At 61.6% G+C, this 24,852-nt stretch carries 22 protein-coding genes; 14 read left to right on the forward strand and 8 right to left on the reverse strand.

The annotated features are described in order from the left end of the window. Nucleotides 1–357: 357 nt before the first annotated feature. Both HBO24_RS00005 and ccoN read right to left on the reverse strand, forming a co-directional pair. Nucleotides 358–579 (reverse strand): cbb3-type cytochrome c oxidase subunit 3, encoded by a 222-nt coding sequence (locus HBO24_RS00005; RefSeq protein ID WP_115128136.1) that lies wholly within the window; start codon nt 577–579, stop codon nt 358–360. Beyond that, nucleotides 579–2,006 carry a cytochrome-c oxidase, cbb3-type subunit I gene (gene ccoN / locus HBO24_RS00010; RefSeq protein ID WP_170045618.1) on the reverse strand — a complete coding sequence of 476 codons (1,428 nt, stop codon included), beginning with the start codon at nt 2,004–2,006 and terminating at the stop codon, nt 579–581. Before ccoN ends, HBO24_RS00005 begins: the two co-directional genes overlap by 1 nt. 239 nt (nt 2,007–2,245) lie before the next feature. Here ccoN and HBO24_RS00015 point away from each other — a divergent pair, with 239 nt between their 5' ends. The 3 genes from HBO24_RS00015 (at nt 2,246) to HBO24_RS00025 (ending at nt 5,220) form a co-directional block, all read left to right on the forward strand. After that, entirely contained in the window at nt 2,246–3,916 is a 1,671-nt protein-coding gene (locus HBO24_RS00015) for a nitrite/sulfite reductase (RefSeq protein WP_170059080.1), read from the forward strand. After that, entirely contained in the window at nt 3,913–4,407 is a 495-nt protein-coding gene (locus tag HBO24_RS00020) for a DUF934 domain-containing protein (protein WP_057440077.1), read from the forward strand. Before HBO24_RS00015 ends, HBO24_RS00020 begins: the two co-directional genes overlap by 4 nt. A gap of 141 nt (nt 4,408–4,548) precedes the next feature. After that, complete coding sequence (locus HBO24_RS00025; RefSeq protein ID WP_057440078.1) at nt 4,549–5,220, forward strand: DUF3313 domain-containing protein; 672 nt, start codon at nt 4,549–4,551, stop codon at nt 5,218–5,220. A gap of 123 nt (nt 5,221–5,343) precedes the next feature. Here the strand turns inward: HBO24_RS00025 and HBO24_RS00030 are convergent, their stop codons facing one another. Beyond that, entirely contained in the window at nt 5,344–5,706 is a 363-nt protein-coding gene (locus HBO24_RS00030) for a response regulator (protein WP_057440079.1), read from the reverse strand. A gap of 223 nt (nt 5,707–5,929) precedes the next feature. Between HBO24_RS00030 and HBO24_RS00035 the strand changes: the two genes are divergently transcribed. The 5 genes from HBO24_RS00035 (at nt 5,930) to HBO24_RS00055 (ending at nt 12,506) form a co-directional block, all read left to right on the forward strand. Next, nucleotides 5,930–9,430: a response regulator gene (locus HBO24_RS00035; RefSeq protein WP_057440080.1), complete on the forward strand. Its 3,501-nt coding sequence runs from the start codon at nt 5,930–5,932 to the stop codon at nt 9,428–9,430. A 15-nt stretch (nt 9,431–9,445) separates the two neighbouring features. Next, nucleotides 9,446–10,261, forward strand: coding sequence for a protein-glutamate O-methyltransferase CheR (locus tag HBO24_RS00040; RefSeq protein WP_057440081.1), 816 nt, complete (start codon nt 9,446–9,448; stop codon nt 10,259–10,261). Next, complete coding sequence (locus HBO24_RS00045) at nt 10,258–10,863, forward strand: chemotaxis protein CheB (protein ID WP_057440082.1); 606 nt, start codon at nt 10,258–10,260, stop codon at nt 10,861–10,863. Before HBO24_RS00040 ends, HBO24_RS00045 begins: the two co-directional genes overlap by 4 nt. After that, nucleotides 10,857–12,050 (forward strand): hybrid sensor histidine kinase/response regulator, encoded by a 1,194-nt coding sequence (locus HBO24_RS00050; protein ID WP_057440083.1) that lies wholly within the window; start codon nt 10,857–10,859, stop codon nt 12,048–12,050. Before HBO24_RS00045 ends, HBO24_RS00050 begins: the two co-directional genes overlap by 7 nt. Nucleotides 12,051–12,128: 78 nt before the next feature. Then, the gene (locus HBO24_RS00055) at nt 12,129–12,506 is read left to right on the forward strand and encodes a response regulator (protein WP_057440084.1); all 378 of its coding nucleotides are present in this window, start codon (nt 12,129–12,131) and stop codon (nt 12,504–12,506) included. A gap of 130 nt (nt 12,507–12,636) precedes the next feature. On the opposite strand, the gene HBO24_RS00060 is transcribed toward HBO24_RS00055, so the two are convergent. From HBO24_RS00060 to HBO24_RS00075, 4 genes are all read right to left on the reverse strand, one after another. Then, nucleotides 12,637–14,307 carry a response regulator gene (locus HBO24_RS00060; protein WP_170059081.1) on the reverse strand — a complete coding sequence of 557 codons (1,671 nt, stop codon included), beginning with the start codon at nt 14,305–14,307 and terminating at the stop codon, nt 12,637–12,639. Continuing rightward, nucleotides 14,304–15,806, reverse strand: a complete 1,503-nt coding sequence (locus HBO24_RS00065; protein ID WP_057440121.1) for an ATPase domain-containing protein — start codon at nt 15,804–15,806, stop codon at nt 14,304–14,306. Before HBO24_RS00065 ends, HBO24_RS00060 begins: the two co-directional genes overlap by 4 nt. A 142-nt stretch (nt 15,807–15,948) precedes the next feature. After that, a complete protein-coding gene (locus tag HBO24_RS00070) occupies nt 15,949–17,007 on the reverse strand; it encodes a HEAT repeat domain-containing protein (RefSeq protein WP_057440085.1) in 1,059 nt (352 codons plus the stop codon). A 75-nt stretch (nt 17,008–17,082) separates the two neighbouring features. Beyond that, nucleotides 17,083–17,976 carry a bestrophin family protein gene (locus tag HBO24_RS00075; RefSeq protein ID WP_115128142.1) on the reverse strand — a complete coding sequence of 298 codons (894 nt, stop codon included), beginning with the start codon at nt 17,974–17,976 and terminating at the stop codon, nt 17,083–17,085. A gap of 254 nt (nt 17,977–18,230) precedes the next feature. Between HBO24_RS00075 and HBO24_RS00080 the strand changes: the two genes are divergently transcribed. The 6 genes from HBO24_RS00080 (at nt 18,231) to HBO24_RS00105 (ending at nt 24,256) form a co-directional block, all read left to right on the forward strand. Beyond that, nucleotides 18,231–19,883 (forward strand): AMP-binding protein, encoded by a 1,653-nt coding sequence (locus tag HBO24_RS00080; RefSeq protein WP_057440087.1) that lies wholly within the window; start codon nt 18,231–18,233, stop codon nt 19,881–19,883. 21 nt (nt 19,884–19,904) lie between these two features. Continuing rightward, entirely contained in the window at nt 19,905–20,672 is a 768-nt protein-coding gene (locus HBO24_RS00085) for an SDR family NAD(P)-dependent oxidoreductase (protein WP_057959755.1), read from the forward strand. A 12-nt stretch (nt 20,673–20,684) separates the two neighbouring features. Beyond that, the gene (locus HBO24_RS00090) at nt 20,685–21,878 is read left to right on the forward strand and encodes an acetyl-CoA C-acyltransferase (RefSeq protein WP_057440089.1); all 1,194 of its coding nucleotides are present in this window, start codon (nt 20,685–20,687) and stop codon (nt 21,876–21,878) included. Nucleotides 21,879–21,887: 9 nt separating this feature from the next. Next, complete coding sequence (locus HBO24_RS00095; protein ID WP_115128144.1) at nt 21,888–23,015, forward strand: acyl-CoA dehydrogenase; 1,128 nt, start codon at nt 21,888–21,890, stop codon at nt 23,013–23,015. 14 nt (nt 23,016–23,029) lie between these two features. Beyond that, a complete protein-coding gene (locus tag HBO24_RS00100) occupies nt 23,030–23,803 on the forward strand; it encodes an enoyl-CoA hydratase (protein WP_115128145.1) in 774 nt (257 codons plus the stop codon). A gap of 258 nt (nt 23,804–24,061) precedes the next feature. Then, nucleotides 24,062–24,256 carry a hypothetical protein gene (locus HBO24_RS00105; RefSeq protein WP_057440092.1) on the forward strand — a complete coding sequence of 65 codons (195 nt, stop codon included), beginning with the start codon at nt 24,062–24,064 and terminating at the stop codon, nt 24,254–24,256. A 1-nt stretch (nt 24,257) separates the two neighbouring features. Here the strand turns inward: HBO24_RS00105 and HBO24_RS00110 are convergent, their stop codons facing one another. After that, on the reverse strand, nt 24,258–24,638 hold the full coding sequence (locus tag HBO24_RS00110) for a fe2+ zn2+ uptake regulation protein (RefSeq protein WP_169990082.1): 381 nt from the start codon (nt 24,636–24,638) through the stop codon (nt 24,258–24,260). Nucleotides 24,639–24,852 lie beyond the last annotated feature (214 nt).

A 24,852-nucleotide genomic window follows, 5' to 3' on the forward strand; every position in this document is an offset into this window, starting at 1 on the left:
CGATGGCCGCAGGCAGGTATTGCGCAGTGGGCACCCCGGCATGGATGCCGGGGTAGCCGCGACACGGCCATGGATGGCCGATCGCGGCGGGCCCACGGAGCAATGCCTGACTGCGGGCATGCCGAGCCTAGGCGAGGCACCGAGTGGTGGGGCAAGAGCCCTTTTGGTTACTTTTGGGGCTCTTTTCCAAAAGTGACCCGCTGTAAGAGCGGAACCAATAGCCGCCGTGACCGCAGCAACGGATATGTACTCATTCCCAATAACCAAAAAAGAGCGAGCTGTGTAGACACCTATGGCCATCGCGGGCAAGCCCGCTCCCACACAAGCCCGCTCCCACAAAAAGCCCAACACCGAGCTTTAGAGCTCTACATTACCCCAGCCCGGCTTGGCCTCTTCAGGCGCCACCGCCTTGACCTGCTTGCCCGTCGCCAGCTCCACCCGCCGCGCCACTTCCGGGTCGTCGGCAAACGGTATCAGGCTCGCCTCATCCAGCTCGGTTCCCGATTGCCCGCGCAGGCAGTACTCCACGGCGCCATACAGGCAGATCACCGCCGCCAGGTTGAAAATGACCTCCCACATCAGGCGATCTGCGCATCACTGTGCGCCACCTTCAAGTCAGCCACCCGTACGGTGCGCCAGGTGTTGTAGGCCATCAGCAGCATGCCGCCCAGGAAGAACACCCCACCGGCAAACCGCACCACAAACCCAGGGTGGCTGGCCTGCAAGGCCTCTACGAACGAGTAGGTGAGGGTGCCGTCGTCGTTGACCGCCCGCCACATCAGGCCCTGGGTGATGCCATTGACCCACATCGAGGCGATGTACAGCACGGTGCCGATGGTTGCCAGCCAGAAGTGCAGGTTGATCAGCGGCACGCTGTACATCTGCTCGCGGCCGAAGACTTTCGGGATCATGTGGTACAGCGAGCCAAAGGTGATCATCGCCACCCAGCCCAAGGCACCCGCGTGGACGTGGCCGATGGTCCAGTCGGTGTAGTGGGACAGGGCGTTGACCGTCTTGATCGCCATCATCGGCCCCTCAAAGGTCGACATGCCGTAGAACGCCAACGACAACACCAGAAACCGCAGGATCGGGTCGGTGCGCAGCTTATGCCAGGCACCCGACAGGGTCATCATGCCGTTGATCATCCCGCCCCAGCTGGGCGCCAGCAGGATCAGTGACATGGCCATGCCCAACGACTGCGCCCAGTCTGGCAGCGCGGTGTAGTGCAGGTGGTGGGGGCCGGCCCAAATGTACAGGGTGATCAGCGCCCAGAAGTGCACGATGGACAGGCGATAGGAATACACCGGCCGCCCGACTTGCTTGGGCACGAAGTAATACATCATCCCCAGGAACCCGGTGGTCAGGAAGAACCCTACTGCGTTATGCCCGTACCACCACTGCACCATGGCGTCGGTGGCGCCGGAATACACCGGGTAGGACTTGAACCAGTCCACCGGGATGGAAAGGTGGTTGACCACGTGCAGCATAGCGATCACCACGATAAACGCGCCGAAAAACCAGTTGCCGACGTAGATGTGCTGGGTCTTGCGTTGTACCACGGTGGTGAAGAACACGATGGCGTAGGCCACCCACACCACAGTCATCCACACCGCGCCGGAGAATTCGATCTCGGCGTATTCCTTGGTGGTGGTGTAGCCCAGGGGCAGGGTGATCAGCATGATCACGATCACCGACTGCCAACCCCAGAACGTAAAGGCGGCGAGCCAGTCGCTGTACAGGCGCACCTGGCAGGTACGTTGGACCGCGTAGTAGCTGGCGGCAAATTGCGCGCTGCCGGCAAAGCCGAAAATCACCAGGCTGGTGTGCAGCGGCCTTAACCGGCCGAACGTGGTCCAGGGCAGGTCCAGGTTCATGTCCGGCCATACCAGTTGCGAGGCGATCCAAACGCCCATGGCCATGCCGATAACGCCCCAAACCACGGTGGCGATGACGAATTGACGGACAACCTTATAGTTATAGGCCTGCCCGGTTGATGCTGTGCTCATGGTCAGTCTTCCACGGTTTCAAGTCCCGGGCACTGTAGGAAATCCATGAAAAACAAAACAGGCTCAGAAAAACTACATTAATACGGATCAGAATCTATCCCTTAAAACATGGGGTATTCCGTGGCTGATATGGTTTTTTAGTTTTTAGCTGAATCTGTGACGTCTTGAGCTGTAGGTGCATAGTCGCCCCCATTGAAACCGCTGCCGTCGAGCGCGGTCAGCCATGATGAGGTAGCGAGATGTATCGGTACGATGAGTACGACCGGGCTCTGGTCTTCGAGCGTGTGGCGCAGTTTCGTGATCAGGTCGAACGGTTTGTCGCTGGCGACTTGAGCGAAGAGGAATTCCTGCCGCTGCGCCTGCAAAACGGCCTGTACCTGCAAAAGCATGCGTATATGCTGCGGGTGGCGATTCCCTACGGCACCCTCGGTGCGCAGCAGTTGCGCACCCTGGCGAGCATTGCCCGGGATTACGACCGCGGCTACGGCCACTTCACCACGCGCCAGAACATGCAGTTCAACTGGATCGAGTTGCAGCAGGTCCCCGACATCCTCCAGCGCCTGGCCGAAGTCGACATGCATGCGATCCAGACCTCGGGCAACTGCGTGCGCAACATCACCACCGAAGCCTTTGCCGGGGTGGCCGCCGACGAACTGCTGGACCCGCGCCCGCTCGCAGAGATCCTGCGGCAATGGTCGACCATCAACCCCGAATTCCTGTTTTTGCCGCGCAAGTTCAAGATCGCCATCTGCTCGGCCCGCCAGGACCGGGCGGCGATCATGATGCATGACATCGGCCTTTATCTATATCAGGACGCCGACGGCCAGATGCTGTTGCGCGTGCTGGTGGGCGGTGGCCTCGGGCGCACGCCGATCCTCGGCTTGCAGATTCGCGATGGCTTGCCCTGGCAGCATCTGCTGTCGTATGTCGAAGCGGTCCTGCGCGTGTACAACCGCCATGGTCGGCGCGATAACAAATACAAGGCGCGGATCAAGATCCTGGTCAAGGCCCTGGGTATCGAGGCGTTTTCCCAGGAAGTGGAGGAGGAGTGGCAGCACCTGCGCGATGGCCCGGCGCAATTGACCGAGGATGAGTACCAGCGCGTGGCCTCGGCCTTTGTACCACCGGACTATCAGGCCCTGCCCGATACCGACCTGGATTTTGGCACGCACATGGCCGACAGCCCGGCGTTCGCGCGCTGGGTGACACGCAATGTGCAGCCCCACAAAGTACCCGGCTATAGCAGTGTGGTGCTGTCCACCAAGCCAGGGATCGCCGCGCCGCCGGGCGACGTGAGTGCCGCGCAGATGGACGCCGTGGCGCAGTGGGCCGAGCAGTTCGGCTTCGGTGAAATCCGCATCGCCCATGAACAGAACATCGTGCTGCCGGATGTGCCCAAGGCGCAGTTGCATGCCTTGTGGACCCTGGTCTGCGAGCAGGGCCTGGGCAGCGCCAATGTCGGCTTGCTGACCGATATCATCGCCTGCCCGGGCGGCGATTTCTGTGCCCTGGCCAACGCCAAGTCGATCCCTATCGCCCAGGCGATCCAGCAGCGCTTCGACAACCTCGACTACCTGCATGACCTGGGCGATATCAGCCTGAATATCTCCGGCTGCATCAATGCCTGTGGGCATCACCATATCGGCAATATCGGCATCCTGGGGGTCGATAAAAATGGCAGCGAGTGGTACCAGATCACCCTGGGCGGTGCCCAGGGCAAGGCCAGCGCGCTGGGCAAGGTGATTGGCCCATCGTTCAGTGCGGCACAAATCCCGGATGTGATCTCCCGCCTGATCGCCACCTACGTCCGCTACCGGGAGAGTGACGAGCCCTTTATCGACACCGTGCAACGCATCGGCCTGGAGCCGTTCAAGGAGCGGGTGTATGGCAGCGTGGTACAACCGGCATGAACAATCTGTTGAGCCTGGAACAGGGCGTGGCGCGTATCAAGCACGATGACCCCTGGACCCTGGTGCGCGATGCACAAGTACCGCTGCCCGAGGGTGCACTGATTCTGCCGCTGGCCCTGTGGCTGAGCCGGCGCATTGCGCCAGACCCGCCACAGGACGCGGTGTGGCTCGGCCCGGATGATGAAGTGGAACACCTGCAGCCGTGGCTGGATGTGCTGCCGCTGATTGCCCTGGACTTCCCCAGCTTTCGCGATGGCCGAGCCTACAGCCAGGCCTACCTGCTGCGCACCCGCCTGGGCTGGCAGGGTGAGTTGCGGGCGGTGGGGGATGTGCTGCGCGACCAGCTCAGCCATATGCGCCAGTGTGGCTTCGATGGGTTCGCCGTGCGCGAGGACAAGTCGGCCGCTGACGCGCTCAAGGGCCTGGCGGGCATGAGTGTGAGCTATGGCCGCTCGGTGATTGAGCCGCGGCCGCTGTTTCGGCGGCGCTGAGGTTAAGCAGGAGCGCCCAACTGCGGGGCAAATCGAAGCTGCGAAATAACCCGCACTTGGGGGCTGGAGGCAGGTTATTTCTGAGGAATTGGCTATACCTGTAACTTCACGTTTCGGCGATAAACGCCAAGGAGTTGCGCCATGAAGCTAGGGCTGATGATCAGTGCGTTGTGTATTGCCTCACTCGGGGTGTCCGGTTGCGCGAGTAAAGTCCCGCAGCCGGACGAGTATTCGGGGTTTCTTTCGGACTACAGCCAGTTGAAGGAAGCCAAGTCGCCATCGGGCGTAGAGGTGATGCGCTGGGTCGATCCCAAGCTGAATCTGAAACGCTACACCTCGGTGTATATCGAGCCGACCCAGTTTTTCCCCAAGCCCCAAGCCACGGCGCAAATCCCCGAAGACACCTTGCGCAGCATCAACGAGTACTACAACCAGGCGCTAAAGCGTGAGCTGGTCAAGTCATTGCCATTGGCCAGCGCTCCGGGCCCCGGGGTGATCGTGGTACGGGCGGCGATCACGGCGGTCAGTCGCAAGACTGAAGGCCTCAAGCCCTATGAATTCATTCCGGTGGCCCTGGTGGCAGCAGCGGTGAGTACCGGCACAGGGATTCGCGACCAGGAAACCACCTTGGGCACCGAGGCGCAGTTTCTCGATGGTGACAGTGGGCGGGTGCTTGCCCAGGTTGTGCGCAAAGGCACTGGCAAGCCGCTGGACAACGATAGCCAGGTCATGAGAGCGGCTGACGTGAAGGGGGTGATAGACGGCTGGGCGGCTGATTTGCACCAGTCCTACTCCAAGTTCAAGGCCAAATAGCGAGCGCGAACAGTGGCTTGTGGTGAGCGGGCTGGCCCCAGTCTCGTTTCAGGGTCGCTTCGCGCCCCAGCGGGAGCAAGCCCCCTCGCCACAACAAGGCCGCCTACGGACACCTGGGTGCGATCAGCCGCCCACCAGCATGCCTTTGACTTTGTCGCGCAGTTGCTCAATGGAGAACGGCTTGGCAATCATCTGCACACCGCCAGGCAACTCGATGTTTTCGGCATAGCCACTGGCAAGCAGGATGGGCAGGGCTGGGCGCAATGTGCGGGTTTTTACCGCCAGTTCCTTGCCATTCATGCCCGGCAGGCCCCAGTCGGTCATCATCAGGTCGATCACATGGGCGCTGTCTTCCAAGAACGCCAGCGCCGCTTCGGCGTCTGCAGCCTCAAGCACCTTGAACTCCAATTCTTCGAGGACATCGACGATCAACATGCGCACGATGGCGTCGTCTTCGACGACAAGGATGGTGGAGGCTGCGGACATAGTGAGGGTTCCCAGATAGTGGAGGTACAGGTCTTGAGCAGTTGAAAGACCATCCTCTAGTGAGTTGCGTCGATCCCGGCAAGTTCCCGAAACAGGGCGGGCATTGTGCCGATAATCAGGCTTGATGTCCTGGCTGTGTCGTTGAAATACGGCAGAAACATAGCCCTTGTGGTCGATTTTGGGGCAAACTTCCGGTTTTTCCGCACTTGGCCAAGGCACGCCCATGACTCCCGCTTCGTCAGTCGATGAAAACAGCTTCCGCAAACTCCTGAGCCGCAACGTGGCTTTGCCGTTGGGTGTGGGCGTGCTCAGCGCGGTGTTTTTCGTGTGCCTGATCACCTATCTGTTGTCGGTTATCCAGTGGGTGGAGCACACGGACCGGGTGATCAATAACCTTAATGAGACCGCAAAACTGACGGTGGATCAGGAAACCGGCATGCGCGGGTTCCTGATTACTGGCGACGAGCATTTCCTCGACCCCTACGAGGTGGCCAAGCCGCGGATCATTTCCGATCTGCGCAATTTGCAGTCGTTGGTCGCGGATAACCCCCAGCAAGTGGATCGTCTCAAGCGCCTGGAGTCATTGCAGCTGGAGTGGAACAAGTACGCCCAGACGATGATCGACATGCAACGGCAAAACGGTGACTACCGTGGCGCGGTGAAGGCCGGGCGGGGTAAGCGTCTGACCGACGAGATCCGCAAGGAATACGACGCAGCGATTGCCATGGAGCAGCAGTTCCGGCTCGAGCGTAATGAGGACGTGACCCGCACCACGGTATTCAGCGTGGCGATTTACTTGCTGTTCGTGTTGGGCTTGAGCGGCTTCCTGGCCTATGTCGGAAGGAAGAATCTATTAGCTCTTTCAGACAGTTACAGTGCCAACCTGGCCTCGCAGATGAAGATTGCCAAGCGCCTGGAACAGCAGGCCTGGCTGCGCAACGGCCAGACCGAGCTGGCCGAACAGGTGCTTGGTCAACTGACCCTGAACCTGCTGGGGCGCAATATCCTGCAGTTCTGTGCCCAATACATGGGCTCGGTGGTGGCCGCGCTGTATGTGCGTGAGGAGCACGGTGGCCTCAAGCGCGTGGCGACGTATGGCTTCTCTCGTGAGCAGGAGCAGCAGGAGCAGGCGATCTACCGCGACGAGGGCATCGTCGGCCAGGCTGCCCAGCAGCATCGCTTGATTCGCCTGGATGATGTGCCGGTGGACTACTTCAAGGTCAGTTCCGGCCTGGGCGATGGCGCACCGCGCAGCGTACTGGTGGTGCCGACCAGCGATGATGATCGGGTCAACGGGGTGATCGAGCTGGGCTTTCTGCGCGCACTGGACGAGCGCGATGTGGAGTTGCTGGAACTGATCGCCGGCAATATCGGCACGTCCATCGAGGCGGCGCGCTATCGCCAGCGCCTCCAGGAAGTGCTGGCCGAGACCCAGCAGCTCAATGAAGAGCTGCAAGTGCAGCAGGAAGAGCTCAAGACCGCCAACGAGGAGCTGGAAGAGCAGTCGCGCATCCTCAAGGAGTCCCAGACCCACCTGGAAACCCAGCAGGCCGAGCTGGAACAGACCAACGAACAGTTGGCCGATCAGGCCCAGATCCTCGCCGACCAGCGCGACGCCATGGACCGCAAGAACGTCGAGCTCAATCGCGTGCAGGTCGAGCTGGAGGAGCGCGCCGATGAGTTGCAGCGCTCGAGCAAGTACAAGTCCGAATTCCTGGCCAATATGTCCCATGAGCTGCGTACGCCGCTCAACAGCTCGCTGATCCTGGCCAAGTTGCTGGCGGAGAACTCCGAGGAAAACCTCAGTGCCGAACAGGTCAAGTTTGCCGAGTCGATCTACTCGGCGGGTAACGACCTGCTCAACCTGATCAACGACATCCTGGATATCGCCAAGGTCGAGGCCGGCAAGCTCGATATGCGCCCCGAGAACACCAGCGTGGCGCGCCTGGCCGAGGGCTTGCGCGGGATGTTCGAGCCGTTGGCCAGCGACCGCAAGCTGGGTTTCCAGGTGGAGGTCCAGGCCGGCGCGCCACTGATGCTGTTCACTGACCGCCAGCGTCTGGAACAGATCCTCAAGAACCTGCTGTCCAATGCGGTCAAGTTCACCGAGAAGGGCCAGGTCAGCCTGACCATTTCCCGTCAGCCGGGGGAGGGTATCGCCTTTACCGTGCGCGACTCCGGGATCGGCATCGCCCTGGACCAGCAGGAAAGCATCTTCGAGGCGTTCCGCCAGGCTGATGGCACCACCAACCGTCGTTATGGCGGTACGGGCCTGGGGCTGTCGATTTCCCGTGACCTGGCCACCTTGCTTGGCGGCTATATCAATGTCACCAGTGAGCCGGGCCAGGGCAGTATCTTCACCCTGGTGCTGCCGGAGCAGTATGTGGAGCGCGACGAAGACGCGCCGGCTATCGAGCAGCCGCGGGCCGTGACGGTTGCTCCCGCACCCGTGGCGCCAGTGAAGATTTCGCCGCTGCCGATGGCTGACGAAGCATTGATACCGCGTTTTGCCGACGACCGCGAGCTGGCACCGTTCGCCACCCGTTGCATCCTGGTGGTGGAAGATGAGCCGAACTTTGCGCGGATCCTCTTCGACCTGGCCCATGAACTGGGCTACCACTGCCTGGTGGCCCATGGTGCGGACGAGGGCTACAACCTCGCCGAGCAGTACCTGCCCGACGCGATCCTGCTGGACATGCGCCTGCCGGACCACTCCGGGCTCACCGTGCTGCAACGCCTCAAGGAGCACGCCGAGACCCGCCACATCCCGGTGCATGTGATTTCCGTGGAGGATCGCGTGGAGGCCGCCATGCATATGGGCGCCATCGGCTATGCCGTCAAGCCCACCACCCGCGAAGAGCTCAAGGACGTGTTTGCACGCCTGGAGGCCAAGCTGACGCAGAAGGTCAAACGCATCCTGCTGGTGGAAGACGACGACTTGCAGCGCGAGAGCATCGCCCGCCTGATCGGCGATGAAGACATTGAAATCACCGCCGTCGGCTTCGCCCAGGAAGCATTGGACCTGCTGCGCAGCACGGTCTACGACTGCATGATCATCGACCTCAAGCTGCCGGACATGCTCGGTAACGAGTTGCTCAAGCGCATGGCCACCGAGGATATCTGTTCGTTCCCGCCGGTGATCGTCTACACCGGGCGCAACCTGACCCGGGACGAAGAGGCTGAGCTGCGCAAGTATTCGCGCTCGATCATCATCAAGGGCGCACGTTCACCTGAACGGTTGCTGGATGAAGTGACACTCTTTTTGCACAAAGTCGAATCCCAGCTGTCCCAGGAGCGGCAGAAGATGCTCAAGACCGCCCGCAGTCGCGACAAGGTCTTCGAGGGGCGCAAGGTGCTGCTGGTGGACGACGATGTACGCAACATCTTCGCCCTCACCAGCGCCCTGGAGCACAAGGGCGCGATTGTGGTCATTGGCCGTAACGGCCGTGAGGCCATCGAGAGACTCAATGAGGTCGAGGACATCGACCTGGTGTTGATGGACGTGATGATGCCGGAGATGGACGGCTACGAAGCCACCGCCCTGATCCGCCAGGATCCACGCTGGCGCAAGCTGCCGATCATCGCGGTGACGGCCAAGGCGATGAAAGACGACCAGGAACGCTGCCTCGCGGCGGGCTCCAACGATTACCTGGCCAAGCCCATTGACCTGGACCGCCTGTTCTCGCTGATCCGGGTGTGGTTGCCCAAGATGGAACGCATTTAAGTGGAAATACACTAAGTGGATCGAAGTACTGATATTGAACTGCGCTTGCTGATCGAGGCGATTTACCTCAAGTACAGCTATGACTTTCGCGACTACTCAGGGGCTTCGGTCAAGCGCCGTGTGGCCCATGCCTTGCGCCAGTTCGACTGCAAGACCATTTCGGCCTTGCAGGAGCGGGTGTTGCACGATCCCACGGCCTTTATGCAGTTGCTGCAGTTCCTGACCATTCCGGTCAGCGAGATGTTTCGTGATCCGTCGCACTTCCTGGCAATTCGCCAGGAAGTGGTGCCACTGCTCAAGACCTATCCGTCGATCAAGATCTGGATCGCCGGTTGCAGCACGGGGGAGGAGGTGTACTCCATGGCTATCCTGCTGCGTGAGGAGGGGCTGCTCGAACGCACGATCATCTATGCCACTGATATCAACCCCAGCTCCCTGGAAAAGGCCAAGCAGGGGATCTTCTCCCTGGAGAGTGTGCGAGCCTATACCCACAACTACCAGCAGGCGGGCGGGCAGCGGTCGTTTGCCGATTACTATACGGCGGCCTACGATTACGCAATCTTCGACAAGACTCTGCGCGAGAACGTAACGTTCGCCGACCACAGCCTGGCGACGGATAGCGTATTCTCAGAAACGCAATTAATTTCATGTCGTAACGTACTGATTTATTTCAATAAAAAGTTGCAGGATAGGGCCTTTGGATTGTTTCATGAGTCACTGTGTCATCGTGGCTTCCTGGTGCTGGGCAGTAAGGAAACCCTGGACTTCTCCGCCTACAGCAAACAGTTCGAACCCCTGGTCAAGCAAGAACGGATCTACCGCAAATCATGAATGAAGCAGCTGCCAGCCCGGCCTTGGTGTCGGGTGTCCAAGCCATTGTCGTTGGCGCTTCCGCCGGCGGGGTCGAGGCGTTGCTGAGTGTTTTCGGGGCCTTGGCGCCCGGGTTCAACCTACCGATCATCGCCGTGCTGCACTTGCCGGATGAACGTCGCAGCCAGTTGGCAGAAGTCTTTGATCGGCGTCTGGCAATACCGGTAGTAGAAGCCCGGGACAAGGAAACGATCCAGCCCGGCACCCTGTATTTTGCCACCCCTGGCTACCACCTGTCGGTGGAGCATGACCACAGCCTGTCCTTGAGCCAGGAAGAGCGCGTGCATCACTCCCGCCCGGCCATTGATTATCTGTTCGAGTCGGCCGCCGACGTCTATGGCCCGAACCTGCTGGCGATCCTGCTGACCGGCGCCAACCAGGATGGCGCGCGCGGCCTGGCCCAGGTCAAGCAGCTCGGCGGTACCACCGTCATCCAGGACCCTGCGGAGGCCCGGGTGGCCGTAATGCCCATGGCGGCCCTGGCGCTGCATACCCCTGACCATATTCTCACCTTGAGCCGCATTGGCGATTTGCTGGCTTCCCTGGAACCCTCCTCATGCTAAGTACTATCCAGGCCAAACTGCTGATCGTCGACGATCTGCCGGAAAACCTGCTGGCCCTTGAAGCGCTGATCAAGCGCGAGGACCGTCATGTCTACAAGGCATTGAGTGCCGACGAAGCTTTGTCGCTGCTGTTGGAGCACGAGTTCGCCATGGCCATTCTCGACGTGCAGATGCCCGGCATGAATGGCTTCGAACTGGCCGAAATGATGCGCGGCACCGAAAAGACCAAGAACATTCCCATCGTGTTTGTCAGCGCCGCCGGTCGTGAGCTCAACTACGCCTTCAAAGGCTATGAGAGCGGTGCGGTGGACTTCCTGCACAAGCCGCTGGACATCCATGCGGTCAAGAGCAAGGTCAATGTGTTCGTCGACCTGTATCGCCAGAGCAAGGCCATGAAGCTGCAGGTCGAAGCCCTGGAGCACAGTCGCCGCGAGCAGGAACTGTTGCTCAACCGCCTGCAGGCGACCCAGGCGGAACTGGAGCAGGCGGTGCGCATGCGCGATGACTTCATGTCGATCGTCGCCCACGAGGTGCGCACGCCCCTCAACGGCCTGATCCTGGAAACCCAGCTGCGCAAGATGCACCTGGCTCGGGATAACGCGGCCGCCTTTACCCTGGACAAGATGCACGCCATGGTCGACCGCGATGAGCGGCAGATCCAGAGCCTGATCCGCTTGATCGAAGACATGCTCGACGTCTCGCGGATCCGCACCGGCAAATTGTCGATCCGCCCGGGGCATTTCGACCTGGCGCAGTTGGTGCGCAACCTGCTGGAGAACTTTGCCCCACAAGTGGCAGCGGCCGAGTCGTCGGTGCAACTGGATGCGCCGCAGCCGGTGGAGGGCAAGTGGGATGAGTTTCGTATTGAGCAGGTGGTCTCCAACTTGCTGACCAATGCCCTGCGCTACGGCGCCAAGAGCCCGGTGACGGTGCGGGTGTACGCCGAACATGACGAGGCCAGGGTGGAAGTACGGGATCACGGCATCGGCATCAGCGAAGACAATCAGAAGCGGATTTTCCAGCAGTTCGAGCGGGTGTCCGCCAACCATGCGGTGGCAGGGCTGGGCCTGGGGCTGTTTATCTCTGAGCAGATCGTTGCGGCCCACGGCGGCACGATTGAAGTCGAGAGCCGGATAGGCGAGGGCGCATTGTTCCGTGTGTGCCTGCCTTTGGCGGGCGCGGCGTGAAATCAATCGTCAGCCAGACGCAACCTCTGCGTGACCCAAGGGTCGTATCAGCAGCAATTGACCGGACAAAGGCTTCCCATGAGTGAAGATGCGCAAGATGTTGTACTGATCGTCGAGGACGACGAGTCGATCATGTTCGTATTGGGCGAGTACCTTTCGGGCCTGGGGTACCGGGTACTGAAGGCCATCAACGGCGAGCAGGCCTTTGAAATCCTCGCTTCCAAGCCCCACCTGGACTTGATGGTGACTGACTATCGCCTGCCTGGCGGAATTTCCGGGGTGCAGATTGCCGAGCCCGCGATCAAGCTGCGGCCGGAGCTGAAGGTGATCTTTATCAGTGGTTATCCGCAGGAGATCCTCGACTGCAATAGCCCGATTACGCGCAATGCACCGATCCTGGCCAAGCCGTTTGACCTGGATACGCTGCAGGAGCATATCCAACGGTTGTTGGCGTGAAGTAAAAAACCAGCACTGGCTTGCCGATAATCAGCATGCAGCCGTCTTCACCAAGGCCCGCGTGCTACGCGCACCTGCTGCCTGATCGCTGTGCGATGCGGGAGCCTGGCTCCCGCTGTGCTCTTCCGTGTCACGTCGCAATCATCTCCCGCACCTTCGCCGTCAGCAGGTCGAAGGTAAAGGGCTTGGTGATCAACTGCATGCCCGGATCCAGGAACCCCCCGCGCACCGCCGCATGCTCGGCATACCCGGTAATGAACAACACCTTCAAGTCCGGGCGAATCTGCCTGCCGATCTCTGCCAACTGGCGACCGTTCATACCCGGCAACCCTACATCACTGATCAATAGATCAATGCGCTGGCTGGATTCGATAATCGGTAGCGCACTGTCAGCATCCGCGGCTTCGACAAAGGCATAGCCCAGCTCACTCAGCACCTGGCTCACCAGCACCCGTACCGCCGGGTCATCCTCGACGATCAGCACGGTTTCACCGGCGTTGGCGAATGGCGGCAGGGTCGAGTCGAGGGGGACATCGGCGGTGACTTCACCGACAAAGCGCGGCAGGAACAGGCTCACCGTGGTGCCTTTGCCGACCTCGCTGTGGAGGATCACATGGCCATGGGACTGGCGGGCGAAGCCGTAGATCATCGACAAACCCAGGCCGGTGCCCTGGCCGATGGGCTTGGTGGTGAAGAAGGGGTCGAAGGCTCGGCTGATGACGTTTTCCGGCATGCCGCAGCCGGTGTCACTGACACTCAGCTCCACGTAGTCGCCGGGGGTTAAAGTGCCGTAGGCGGCGGTAAACACGTTGTCGAGGTGGCGATTACGGGTTTCCACCACCAGCCGGCCACCATCAGGCATCGCGTCCCGGGCATTCAGGGCCAGGTTGAGCAGGGCGCTTTCCAGTTGATTGGGGTCGGCTTCGGCGGTCCACAGCTGCCCGCTCAACTGCATGTCGAGCACGATGCTTTCATTGAGGCTGCGTTGCAGCAGTTCGCCCATGGAGGTCACCAGTTGGTTGATCTCCACCGGCTTGGAATCCAGCGACTGGCGGCGGGAAAACGCCAGCAGGCGGTGGGTCAGGCCGGCGGCGCGGTTGGCCGAGGTCACACCCAGGTCGATCAGGCTGTCGAGGTCATCCAGGCGGCCCCTGGCCAGGCGCCGGCGCAGCAGCTCCAGGCTGCCGATAATTCCGGTGAGCATGTTATTGAAGTCGTGGGCGATGCCGCCGGTCAATTGACCGACGGCTTCCATTTTTTGTGACTGGCGCAAGGCTTCTTCGTTGCTGCGCAATTGCGCAGTGCGTTCTTCGACTTGTTGTTCAAGGGTTTCCAGGGTGCTTTGCAGGCGCAGTTCGCTCTGGCTCAGGTCGATCAGGCGGTCGCGGGCTTCGTACTGTCGTCGCCGCCCGCGCAGGGCGGTGGTCACCAGACTGATCAGGGTCACCGGGTGAAACGGCCGCTCCAGCAAGGTGATGTTGCCCAGCCTGGCACTCAAGTGCGATGAGGCGTTCTGTTCGGTGCCACCATGGTGGGTCAGCAGTACGATGGGCAGGTCCGACCAGGCTGGCTGCTGTTGCAGATACTCCAGCAGCGGCTCCAGCCCGACTCCGTGCAACGCTTCGGCGGCGATGATCAGCAGGCCCGCGCCTTGTTCCAGTTCATCGCAGAGCGATAACAGGTTGGGGGCTGCAATGCCGCTGAAACCTGCTTCGTTGAGCATCATCAGCGCCAGCGTGCTGTCCCGTCCCAAGGGCGCGAGAATGATCGCACGCTCGGAAATGGCCGGCAGGCTGCTCACAAGCGCTCATCCTTGAGCAGCGGGTTGCCGGCACCCATGTAGGTGGGGACGCCGCGCAGCACGCCCTGGAAGGCTTCAATGGGCTCGCCGATAGTCATGCCCTGGCTGCCGATGCGGTATTCGCGAATGGTCGATTCATGGCTGCCGGTGCGTTTCTTGATGATGGAAATGGCCCGTCGCACTTTGCCCAGGGCCTCGAAGTAGCGCAGCAGGATCACGGTGTCGGCCAGATAGGTGATATCCACCGGCGCTTGCATGTCGCCGACCAACCCGTGCTGGGCCACGGTCATGAAGGTCGCTGCGCCCCGGCGGTTGAGGTACAGCAACAGCTCGTGCATGTGCAGCACCAGGGCGTTTTCCTCGGGCATGGCCGCCTGATAACCGTTGATGCTGTCGATAACCACGGTCTTGATCTGGCGCTCATCCACGCAGCGCCGTACCCGGTGGGAAAATTCTCCGGGCGACAGCTCGGCGGCGTCTACCTGCTCGATCAGCAGATTGCCGGTGGCTTGTAGGGCAGCCAGGTCGATGCCTATGTTGTTCATGCGGTCGAACAACAGGCCCAGCTCTTCATCGAAAATAAACAGGGCGGCTTTTTCGCCACGGGCCACTGCGGCAGCGGCGAAGATCATCGAGATCAGCGACTTGCCGGTACCGGCAGGGCCGAGGATCAGGGTGCTGGAGCCGGTCTCGATACCGCCGCCCAGCAGCGCATCCAGCTCGCGAATGCCGCTGGTCAGGGTCTGGCGGTTGTAGCCACTGCGGTGCTCGGCGGCCACCAGACGCGGGAACACATGCACGCCGTCTTGCATAATGGTGAAATCGTGGAAGCCGCCGCGATACTTCTGGCCCCGGTACTTAACCACCCGGACCCGGCGTCGTTCCGCGCCGTAGTTGGGGGTCAGTTCTTCCAGGCGGACCACCCCGTGGGCCACGCTGTGCACGGTTTTATCCAGGGATTCGGTGGTCAGGTCATCCAGCAGCAGCACGGTGGCGTCGTAGCGCACGAAGTAGTGCTTGATCGCCAGGATCTGCCGGCGATAGCGCAACGAGCTTTGCGCCAGCAGGCGGATTTCCGAGAGGCTGTCGATCACCACGCGGGTCGGCTTGACCCGTTCCACCACCTCGAAGATCTGCCGGGTGGCCTCGCCCAGCTCCAGGTCGGAGGAGTACAGCAGGCTTTGCTGATGCTCGGCATTGAGCAGGCTTTCGGGTGGGGTCAGTTCAAAGATATGGATATGTTCATCCAGCTCCCAACCGTGGGACTGGGCACCCTGGCGCAGCTCGCGCTCGGTTTCCGACAGGGTGATATACAGCGATCGTTCCCCGGCCTTGGCCCCGGCCTGGAGAAAATGCAGGGCCACGGTGGTCTTGCCGGTGCCGGGCTCACCTTCGAGCAGGAACAGATGGCTACGCGATAGCCCCCCGGAAAGAATGTCATCAAGACCTTCGATGCCGGTGGCCGCCTTTGCTGTGAACAGCTCTTTGGATGTAGACAAGAAGTGCCCTCGGGTCACGTATAAGTTGAGCGGCGTGCCGGCTAAGGCGCGCCATATTCACTTGACCGTGGGGCTGTGGGGCGGTTCAACGTATTCTCGTTTTTGTGCAGGCCAATCCACAGTTTTCAATGCCTGCAGCGCTTCAAAGGCCCTGCTGCAGCGCGGGATCGTCCGGGTTTTGCTGCTCCAGTTGGGCCAGCAGTACCTGCACGTTCTGCAACTGGCCGCTTTCCTTCCAGTAGTTGATCAACAGCACCCGCGCCTTGCGGTTGGCGGGATGGCGCTGGACGATTTCTTCCAACTGGCGCTGGGCGGCTTCCAGTTCCTCCTGGTCATGCAAGGTGGTGGCCAGGTCGTAGCGGTAATCCTGATTGTCGGGCTCCAACTCCACCGCCTTGGACAGGCCCAGCAGTGCGTATTCCCGTTCGCCATGGTGCAGCAGCCACATGCCCAGGGCGTGTTGCAGATAGGCTGACTCGGGGTGGGCTTGCAGTTGGGTGGCGAGGATCTGGCGCGAGTCATCGACCTTGCCCTGTTTATCCAGCAACTCGATGCGTGAAACCACCGCCGGCAGGTTGTCCGGGTCCAGGCGCAGCGCCTGCTCCAGGGCATGTTGGGCCTCGGGCAACAGGGCGCTATGGATGTACAGGCGCGCCAGCTGGATCCAGCCATCAGGGCTTTCGGGCTGGGCCTTGAGGTACTTTACATACTCATCCAGCACGAGCTGCAAGGGGCCGAAATACAGGCCCAGGGTGTCGGGCGACAGGCCCAGCAGGGCGTTGGCGGCGGCAAATCGCACGCTTTGCTCGTCATCCTCGAGCAACGGGCCCAGCAACAGGGTGCGTTGGCCGCTGGGCACCAGGCCGACAATGCTGGCAATGGCTGCCTGGCGCACCAGGGGGGATGGGTGGCTCAAGTCCTTGTCCGCCAGCTTCAAGGCCTGGGGGCTTGGGTAGTTGTGCAATTCGCTGTGCAGGGCGGCGCGGCGCACGTCGGACAGGTCTGGTCGCGCCAGTTGCTGATAGAGCACGCGCGCGGCGCCGGGTTCGCCGTTATGCGCTTTTTTCAGGGCTTTGGAGTAACCGTGGGCAACAGCCGGCGGCACGGACACGCTCGGGCTGCGGGAGAAATACCAAAAAACCAGTACCACCAATAACAGGGCGCTCAGGCCGATGATCGCGTAACGGCGTGACTTTGACATGCAGGCGTCCGAAAGCTGGGCAGCTAGTGCAAAGCGCTCAGCTTCGGTCAGACACCGGCGAGTGTCAAACCCGCGTCACGTCAGCACATAGTCCACGGGCTCCAGGGGCGCTGGCAGGGCAGTTTCGCCCAGGGCGGCGAGGATCTCCCGTTCCAGGGTGCGCACGATGGCATTGCACGGCAGGTCGTTCTCGTCGAAGCCGAAGGGGTCCTCCAGGTCATCGCCGATTTCATCCAGACCAAAGAAGGTGTAGCTGACGATGGCAGTAAAAATCGGCGTCAGCCAACCCAGGGGCTCGGCCATGGCAAAGGGCAGCAGGATGCAGAACAGATAGATGGTGCGGTGCAGCAGCAACGTGTAGGGGAAGGGCAGCGGTGTGCTCTTGATCCGTTCGCACGCCGCCTGGACTTGGCTGAGCCCCACCAGGCGGGTTTCCAGCTGGGTGTAGCGCCAGTCGCTGATCCGCCCCTGTTGCGCGGCATCCGAGCAGTGGGCGCCGAGGGTTTGCAGGATCCGGTCCGGCAGGTTCGGGTGGCCGGGCTCGACATTGACCCACGGCTGGATGGCACGGGCCTCGTCTTCCAGGCGCAGGCGCGCCACCAGGCCATGGGCAAAACCACACAGGCCGCGCAACAGCCCCTCGCGCTCGCCGGGCTGAGTGAAAACCTGGGTTTCGCGGATCAGCGAGCGGATTTCAATGACCATCTGCCCCAGTTGCTTGCGGCCTTCCCACCAGCGGTCGTAGCAGGCGTTGTTGCGAAAACTCATGAAAATCGACAGCGACAGCCCGAGCAGGGTGAACGGCGTGGCGTTGACCTTGGAGAAATAGGCCGGGTGCAGGGTTTCCACCAGCACGATCACCGAGGCCAGCAGGGTCACCAGCAGGCTGCGCAGGGCAATACGCTTGGCAATCGAACCCTTGAGGGAGAACAGGATGCCGAATAGGTTGGGTTTGGGGCGAACAATCATCGAGGGGCTTCTTCGTGGCGCAGGCCCTCAGATTAGAAGCCGGCGGGCGGGGCGTCCAATCGCTTGCGTTGACCGGCTGATTGTTGGCCTCTATGACGCAACGGTTTGGTCCATGGCGCCATTGGCCAAACCAGTCAGCCACATTGAAAGCTTTGACCATTGTCCCTGCGCCGCTCTGGCGCCACTATTTCCCCTGATTCAACCCCGCAAAAGCACGCCCCCCAAAACAACAAAAGACACAGGGATTTGCCACGATGCGCGATTATTTGGCTGCTACCACCCAGTTCAACTACCAGCAAACCGTCGAGGCCGCACTGGCCGGCCACTTGCAGGCGCTCAACGCCTGCGTCGAATGCTGCGACCGGCACGCGTTGCCGGGGCGCATTGCGTTGTTTTGGGAGGGCAAGGATGGCCGCAGCGCCACCGTGACCTTCAGCGAATTGCAGGATCAGGCGGCGCGTTTGGCCAACTTCCTCCTGGCCCAGGGCGTCAAGCGTGGCGACAAGGTCGCCGGCCTGTTGCCACGCACTGCCGAATTGCTGGTGACGGTGCTCGCCACCTGGCGCATCGGCGCGGTCTATCAACCGCTGTTCACGGCCTTTGGCCCCAAGGCCATCGAGCATCGCCTGAACAGCTCCGGCGCGGCGCTGGTGGTGACCGACGCGGTCAACCGCAGCAAGCTTGCCGAAGTCGCTGACTGCCCGACCATCGTCACCGTGGCCGGCGCCAAGGGCGAAGGCATTGTGCGCGGCGATTTCAGCTTCTGGGCCGAGTTGCCCAACTATTCGAATGTGTGCGAACCGGTACTGCTGGGCGCCGATGATCCATTCCTGCTGATGTTCACCTCTGGCACCACCGGCCCGTCGAAAGCCCTGGCCGTGCCGCTCAAGGCCCTGGTTGCGTTCCAGAGTTATACCCGCGACGCCGTGGACCTGCGCCCCGAAGACGCGTTCTGGAACGTCGCCGACCCGGGCTGGGCCTATGGCATCTACTTCGGTGTGACCGGGCCGTTGTCCATGGGCCATCCGATCACCTTCTACGATGGCCCGTTCACCCTGGAAAGCACCTGCCGGGTCATCAACAAATACGGGATCACCAACCTGACCGGTTCGCCCACGGCCTACCGCCTGCTGATCGCCGGTGGCGAACAGTTCGCGCGCTCGATCAAGGGCCGGCTGCGCATTGTCAGCAGCGCCGGCGAGCCGCTGAACCCGGAAGTGATCCGCTGGTTCGCCGATAACCTGGGCGTGACCATCCACGACCATTACGGCCAGACCGAACTGGGCATGGTCCTGTGCAACCACCACGGCCTGGAACACCCGGTGCATGTCGGCTCCGCCGGCTTTGCCTCGCCGGGGCACCGCATCGTGGTACTGGACGACAACCACCAGGAACTGCCCGCCGGCCAGCCCGGCATCCTGGCGATCGACCGCGAGCAGTCACCGATGTGCTGGTTCGCCGGCTATGAAGGGGTCAAGACCAAGGCCTTCGTCGGCAAGTACTACTTGAGCGGCGACACCGTGGAATTGAACCCCGATGGCAGCATCAGTTTTGTCGGGCGCAGCGACGATGTGATCACGACGTCTGGCTACCGGGTAGGACCGTTTGATGTGGAAAGCGCCTTGGTCGAGCACCCGGCGGTGATCGAAGCCGCGGTGGTCGGCAAGCCGGACGCCGAGCGCACCGAACTGGTCAAGGCTTTTGTGGTGATCAACAGCCAGTACCGCGCCGACGCCGCGTTGGCCGAGGAACTGCGCCTGCATGTGCGCAAGCGCCTGGCGGCCCACGCCTACCCACGGGAAATCGAATTTGTCAGCGACTTGCCCAAGACCCCGAGCGGCAAGTTGCAGCGGTTTATTTTGCGTAACCAGGAAATCGCCAAGGTCCAGGCAGCGACCACGGCTTGATCCCTCTTTAAGGAAACAACGATGCAGATTGAAAACAAGGTATTTATGGTCAGCGGCGGCGCTTCGGGCCTCGGCGCGGCTACCGCCGAAATGCTGGTGGCTGCGGGTGCCAAGGTGATGCTGGTGGACCTGAATGCCGACGCCGTGGCGGCCCAGGCTGCAAAACTGGGCGCGCAGGCGCGCAGTGTGGTCGCGGATATCAGCCAGGAAGCGGCCGCCGAAGCCGCGGTACAGGCCACGGTGGCGGCGTTTGGCGCCCTGCATGGCCTGGTCAACTGCGCGGGCGTGGTGCGTGGCGAGAAAATCCTCGGCAAGAATGGGCCCCATGCCCTGGCCAGCTTTGCCCAGGTGATCAACGTCAACCTGGTCGGCAGCTTCAACCTGCTGCGCCTGGCCGCAGCGGCGATTGCCGAAACCACGGCGGATGCCGACGGTGAGCGCGGGGTGATCATCAACACCGCTTCGGTGGCGGCCTTCGACGGGCAGATCGGCCAGGCCGCCTACGCGGCGTCCAAGGGCGCGATTGCCAGCCTGACCCTGCCGGCCGCCCGTGAACTGGCGCGCTTCGGCATCCGCGTAATGACCATCGCCCCGGGCATCTTTGAAACACCGATGATGGCCGGCATGACCCCGGAGGTTCGTGACTCCCTGGCGGCCGGCGTGCCGTTCCCGCCACGCCTGGGCAAACCGGCCGAATACGCCGCGCTGGCCCGGCATATCATTGAAAACAGCATGCTCAATGGCGAGGTGATCCGTCTTGACGGGGCCTTGCGCATGGCGGCCAAGTAAGGAGGATTTGTCATGACTCAGCTCCACGATCCGATTGTTATTGTCAGTGCCGTACGCACGCCCATGGGCGGCTTCCAGGGCGACCTCAAGGGCCTGACCGCGCCGCAACTGGGCGCCGCCGCGATTCGTGCGGCTGTCGAGCGCGCCGGTATCGCCCACGACGCCGTGGATGAAGTGCTGTTCGGTTGCGTGCTGCCCGCCGGTCTCGGCCAGGCCCCGGCACGCCAGGCCGCGCTGGGTGCCGGCCTGGATAAGTCGACACGTTGCACCACCCTCAACAAAATGTGCGGTTCGGGCATGGAGGCGGCGATTCTCGCCCATGACTCGCTGCTGGCCGGCAGCGTGCAGGTGGTGATCGCCGGCGGCATGGAAAGCATGTCCAATGCCCCGTACCTGCTGGATCGGGCCCGTAGCGGCTACCGCATGGGCCATGGCCGGGTGCTCGACCATATGTTCCTCGACGGCCTCGAAGACGCCTATGACAAGGGCCGCCTGATGGGCACCTTTGCCGAGGATTGCGCCGAGGCCAATGGCTTTACTCGCGAAACCCAGGATGCGTTTGCCATTGCCTCGCTGACCCGCGCCCAGCAGGCGATCAGTGCCGGGCGTTTCAGCGCCGAGATCGTCCCGGTGCAGGTCACCGTGGGCAAGGAACAAAAGACCATCACCGACGACGAGCAGCCGCCCAAGGCGCGCCTGGACAAGATCGCCACCTTGAAGCCGGCGTTCCGCGAAGGCGGCACGGTGACGGCGGCCAACTCCAGCTCGATCTCCGACGGCGCGGCGGCCTTGCTGATGATGCGCCAGTCCGAAGCGCAGAAGCGTGGGCTCAAGCCTCTGGCAGTGATCCACGGCCATGCGGCCTTTGCCGATGAGCCGGGGCTGTTCCCGGTGGCGCCGGTGGGGGCGATTCGCAAGCTGATGAGCAAGACCGGCTGGGACCTGGGCGATGTCGACCTGTTCGAGATCAACGAAGCCTTTGCCGTGGTCAGCCTGGTGACCATGAGCAAGCTGGAAATCCCCCACGACAAGGTCAACGTCCACGGTGGGGCGTGTGCCCTGGGGCATCCGATTGGCGCATCCGGCGCGCGGATCCTCGTGACCCTGCTTTCAGCGCTGCGCCAGCGGGGCCTCAAGCGCGGCGTTGCAGCCATCTGCATCGGCGGCGGTGAAGCCACGGCCATCGCCGTCGAATGCCTGGATTAAGGAATTTTTATGTTGCCCAATGACGAACAACTGCAAATCAGCGACGCGGCCCGGCAATTCGCCCAGGAGCGGCTCAAACCGTTCGCTGCCGAGTGGGACCGCGAGCATCGCTTCCCCAGGGAGGCTATCGCTGAGATGGCCGAGCTGGGTTTTTTCGGCATGCTCGTGCCGGAACAGTGGGGCGGCTGCGACACCGGCTACCTGGCCTATGCCATGGCCCTGGAAGAGGTCGCTGCCGGTGATGGCGCCTGCTCGACCATCATGAGCGTGCACAACTCGGTGGGCTGCGTGCCCATCCTCAAGTTCGGCAATGACCAGCAGAAAGAACAATTCCTCAAACCCCTGGCCAGCGGCGCAATGCTCGGTGCGTTTGCCTTGACCGAGCCCCAGGCCGGGTCCGATGCCAGCAGCCTGAAAACCCGCGCGCGTCTTGAAGGCGATCATTACGTGCTCAATGGCTGCAAACAGTTCATCACCTCCGGGCAGAACGCCGGGGTGGTGATTGTATTTGCCGTGACCGATCCTGCGGCCGGCAAGCGTGGGATCAGCGCGTTTATCGTGCCCACTGACTCGCCGGGCTACACCGTCGCGCGGGTCGAGGACAAGCTGGGCCAGCATGCGTCCGACACCTGTCAGATTCTGTTTGAGGATGTGAAGGTGCCGGTCGCCAACCGCCTGGGCGAGGAGGGCGAAGGCTACAAAATCGCCCTGGCCAACCTGGAGGGCGGTCGCGTGGGTATTGCCTCGCAATCGGTGGGCATGGCCCGTGCGGCGTTCGAAGCTGCCCGGGATTACGCCCGTGAGCGGGAAAGCTTCGGCAAACCGCTGATCGAGCACCAGGCTGTAGCGTTTCGCCTGGCGGACATGGCCACCCAGATCGCTGTGGCCCGGCAGATGGTGCACTACGCGGCGGCCCTGCGCGACAGCGGCAAGCCTGCGCTGGTGGAGGCGTCCATGGCCAAGCTGTTTGCCTCGGAAATGGCCGAGAAAGTCTGTTCTGCCGCCTTGCAAACCCTGGGTGGATACGGTTACCTGAGCGACTTCCCGTTGGAGCGGATCTACCGTGATGTGCGGGTCTGCCAGATTTATGAAGGCACCAGTGATATTCAGCGCATGGTCATTTCGCGCAATCTTTGAAGAGGAACGGATCAATGAGTTATGAAACCATTTTGCTCGACGTTCAAGGCCGTGTCGGGCTGATTACCCTCAATCGCCCCCAGGCGCTGAATGCCTTGAACGCGCAATTGGTCAGCGAAGTGAACCAGGCCCTGGACAGCCTGGAAGCCAATCCCGACATCGGTTGCATCGTGTTGACCGGCTCGAAGAAAGCCTTTGCCGCTGGCGCCGATATCAAGGAAATGGCCGAGCTGACCTACCCGCAGATCTACCTTGATGATCTGTTTAGCGACAGCGACCGTGTGGCCAACCGCCGCAAGCCGATCATCGCGGCGGTCAATGGTTTTGCCCTAGGTGGCGGCTGTGAACTGGCGTTGATGTGCGACTTTATCCTGGCCGGTGACACGGCCAAGTTCGGCCAGCCGGAAGTCAACCTCGGCGTCCTGCCGGGCATGGGCGGCACCCAGCGCCTGACCCGTGCGGTGGGCAAGGCCAAGGCTATGGAGATGTGCCTGACCGGGCGTTTTATCGACGCCGTGGAGGCCGAGCGTTGCGGCATCGTGGCGCGGATTGTGCCGGCGGACGAACTGCTGGACGAGGCGCTCAAGGTTGCGGCGCTGATCGCCAGCAAATCGGTGCCGATCAGCATGATGGTCAAGGAAAGCGTGAACCGCGCCTTTGAAGTCAGCCTGTCGGAAGGCGTGCGCTTTGAGCGCCGGGTGTTCCACGCCGCCTTCGCGACCCAGGATCAGAAGGAAGGCATGGCCGCGTTCGTGGCCAAGCGTGCGCCGCAGTTCAAGGACCAATAAGCCCCTGACCAACTGCCCCGTGGCGAGCGGGCTAGCCCGCGTTGGGATGCGTAGCAGCCCTGAAATCCAGCCCCGCGTGTTCAACTGAAGCAATGCGCTGGGTGTATTGGGGCTGCTACGCAGCCCAGCGCGGGCAAGCCCGCTCGCCACAACCGTTGCGCTGGCAAGGCAAATAGGGTCATGCCAAAGCGCTTTATCGCCTGTAACATGAGGCCCTGATACGCCCCAGATACAATTTTCAGGTTTCAGGAACCCGTCATGACCCAGAAGCAACGCTTGATTTACTCGATTCTGATTTCCCTGGTCGTCCTCGGCACGATGTTTGGCCTGTCCTATTTGCAGAACATCGGCGCCATCAGTGAGAAGACGTTCCAGTACATCGCCATTGCCGTGGCGGTGATTGTGGTGGTGATCAACGGCATCATGCGCCGCAAGGTCAAGCCCAACCTGTAAGTCAGGCGCTGGTCGCCAGGACCTTGGCAGCCTCTTCATGGAGGCTGTAGCTTTTGTCGCTGTTGAGGGTGATCACGCCCTCGCTGCACAGGCGCTTGAGCACCTCGCGCACACTGAGAAACGACAGCGGGATGCCCAGTTCCAGCAAGTGGCTGTGCACACCCCGTACACCCAGCGAGCGGCCGTTCTCGGCGGCGGTGAGCAGGGCGTCGATGACTTTCAGCCGGATCAGGCTGGTACGCAACCCAAAACACTTGAGCAGATGCCGGATGCGTTGGTTGCCTTGATGCTCGGGGGCCTTGCCGAAGGCTGGGTTGCTTGCGCCGAAAGCGGCGTCGTGTGCCATAAAATGTCCGTCCGTGGGCAGTTGCGGGTTGTGCATGCAAAAACTCCTTATCAGAGCCTGATCAGGAAAACGATGGTGCTCTCTAGTTAATAAGACGTATGAGCCACGCAAATCATGAAGTCCAAGCCGGATAAATTTTTTCGGTCTTACGTCTGTCACCTTCCTGGCGCCGGTAAATAAGGCGCGCGCGGCCTAAATTTCTGCGGATTTCTACGTCTTTATCCATGGGCTGGTGTTGGCGAGTCGGCCC

The organism is Pseudomonas sp. WS 5410, from assembly GCF_012985645.1.
Classification (GTDB): domain Bacteria; phylum Pseudomonadota; class Gammaproteobacteria; order Pseudomonadales; family Pseudomonadaceae; genus Aquipseudomonas; species Aquipseudomonas shahriarae.

Coding starts and splice junctions, on each gene's coding strand:
- HBO24_RS00105 (WP_057440092.1), top strand. CDS start 24,062: ATGACCCAGAAGCAACGCTTGATTTACTCGATTCTGATTTCCCTGGTC.
- HBO24_RS00035 (WP_057440080.1), top strand. CDS start 5,930: ATGACTCCCGCTTCGTCAGTCGATGAAAACAGCTTCCGCAAACTCCTG.
- HBO24_RS00020 (WP_057440077.1), top strand. CDS start 3,913: ATGAACAATCTGTTGAGCCTGGAACAGGGCGTGGCGCGTATCAAGCAC.
- ccoN (WP_170045618.1), bottom strand. CDS start 2,006: ATGAGCACAGCATCAACCGGGCAGGCCTATAACTATAAGGTTGTCCGT.
- HBO24_RS00025 (WP_057440078.1), top strand. CDS start 4,549: ATGAAGCTAGGGCTGATGATCAGTGCGTTGTGTATTGCCTCACTCGGG.
- HBO24_RS00085 (WP_057959755.1), top strand. CDS start 19,905: ATGCAGATTGAAAACAAGGTATTTATGGTCAGCGGCGGCGCTTCGGGC.
- HBO24_RS00050 (WP_057440083.1), top strand. CDS start 10,857: ATGCTAAGTACTATCCAGGCCAAACTGCTGATCGTCGACGATCTGCCG.
- HBO24_RS00055 (WP_057440084.1), top strand. CDS start 12,129: ATGAGTGAAGATGCGCAAGATGTTGTACTGATCGTCGAGGACGACGAG.
- HBO24_RS00080 (WP_057440087.1), top strand. CDS start 18,231: ATGCGCGATTATTTGGCTGCTACCACCCAGTTCAACTACCAGCAAACC.
- HBO24_RS00005 (WP_115128136.1), bottom strand. CDS start 579: ATGTGGGAGGTCATTTTCAACCTGGCGGCGGTGATCTGCCTGTATGGC.
- HBO24_RS00075 (WP_115128142.1), bottom strand. CDS start 17,976: ATGATTGTTCGCCCCAAACCCAACCTATTCGGCATCCTGTTCTCCCTC.
- HBO24_RS00070 (WP_057440085.1), bottom strand. CDS start 17,007: ATGTCAAAGTCACGCCGTTACGCGATCATCGGCCTGAGCGCCCTGTTA.
- HBO24_RS00110 (WP_169990082.1), bottom strand. CDS start 24,638: ATGCACAACCCGCAACTGCCCACGGACGGACATTTTATGGCACACGAC.
- HBO24_RS00095 (WP_115128144.1), top strand. CDS start 21,888: ATGTTGCCCAATGACGAACAACTGCAAATCAGCGACGCGGCCCGGCAA.
- HBO24_RS00030 (WP_057440079.1), bottom strand. CDS start 5,706: ATGTCCGCAGCCTCCACCATCCTTGTCGTCGAAGACGACGCCATCGTG.
- HBO24_RS00100 (WP_115128145.1), top strand. CDS start 23,030: ATGAGTTATGAAACCATTTTGCTCGACGTTCAAGGCCGTGTCGGGCTG.
- HBO24_RS00015 (WP_170059080.1), top strand. CDS start 2,246: ATGTATCGGTACGATGAGTACGACCGGGCTCTGGTCTTCGAGCGTGTG.
- HBO24_RS00045 (WP_057440082.1), top strand. CDS start 10,258: ATGAATGAAGCAGCTGCCAGCCCGGCCTTGGTGTCGGGTGTCCAAGCC.
- HBO24_RS00090 (WP_057440089.1), top strand. CDS start 20,685: ATGACTCAGCTCCACGATCCGATTGTTATTGTCAGTGCCGTACGCACG.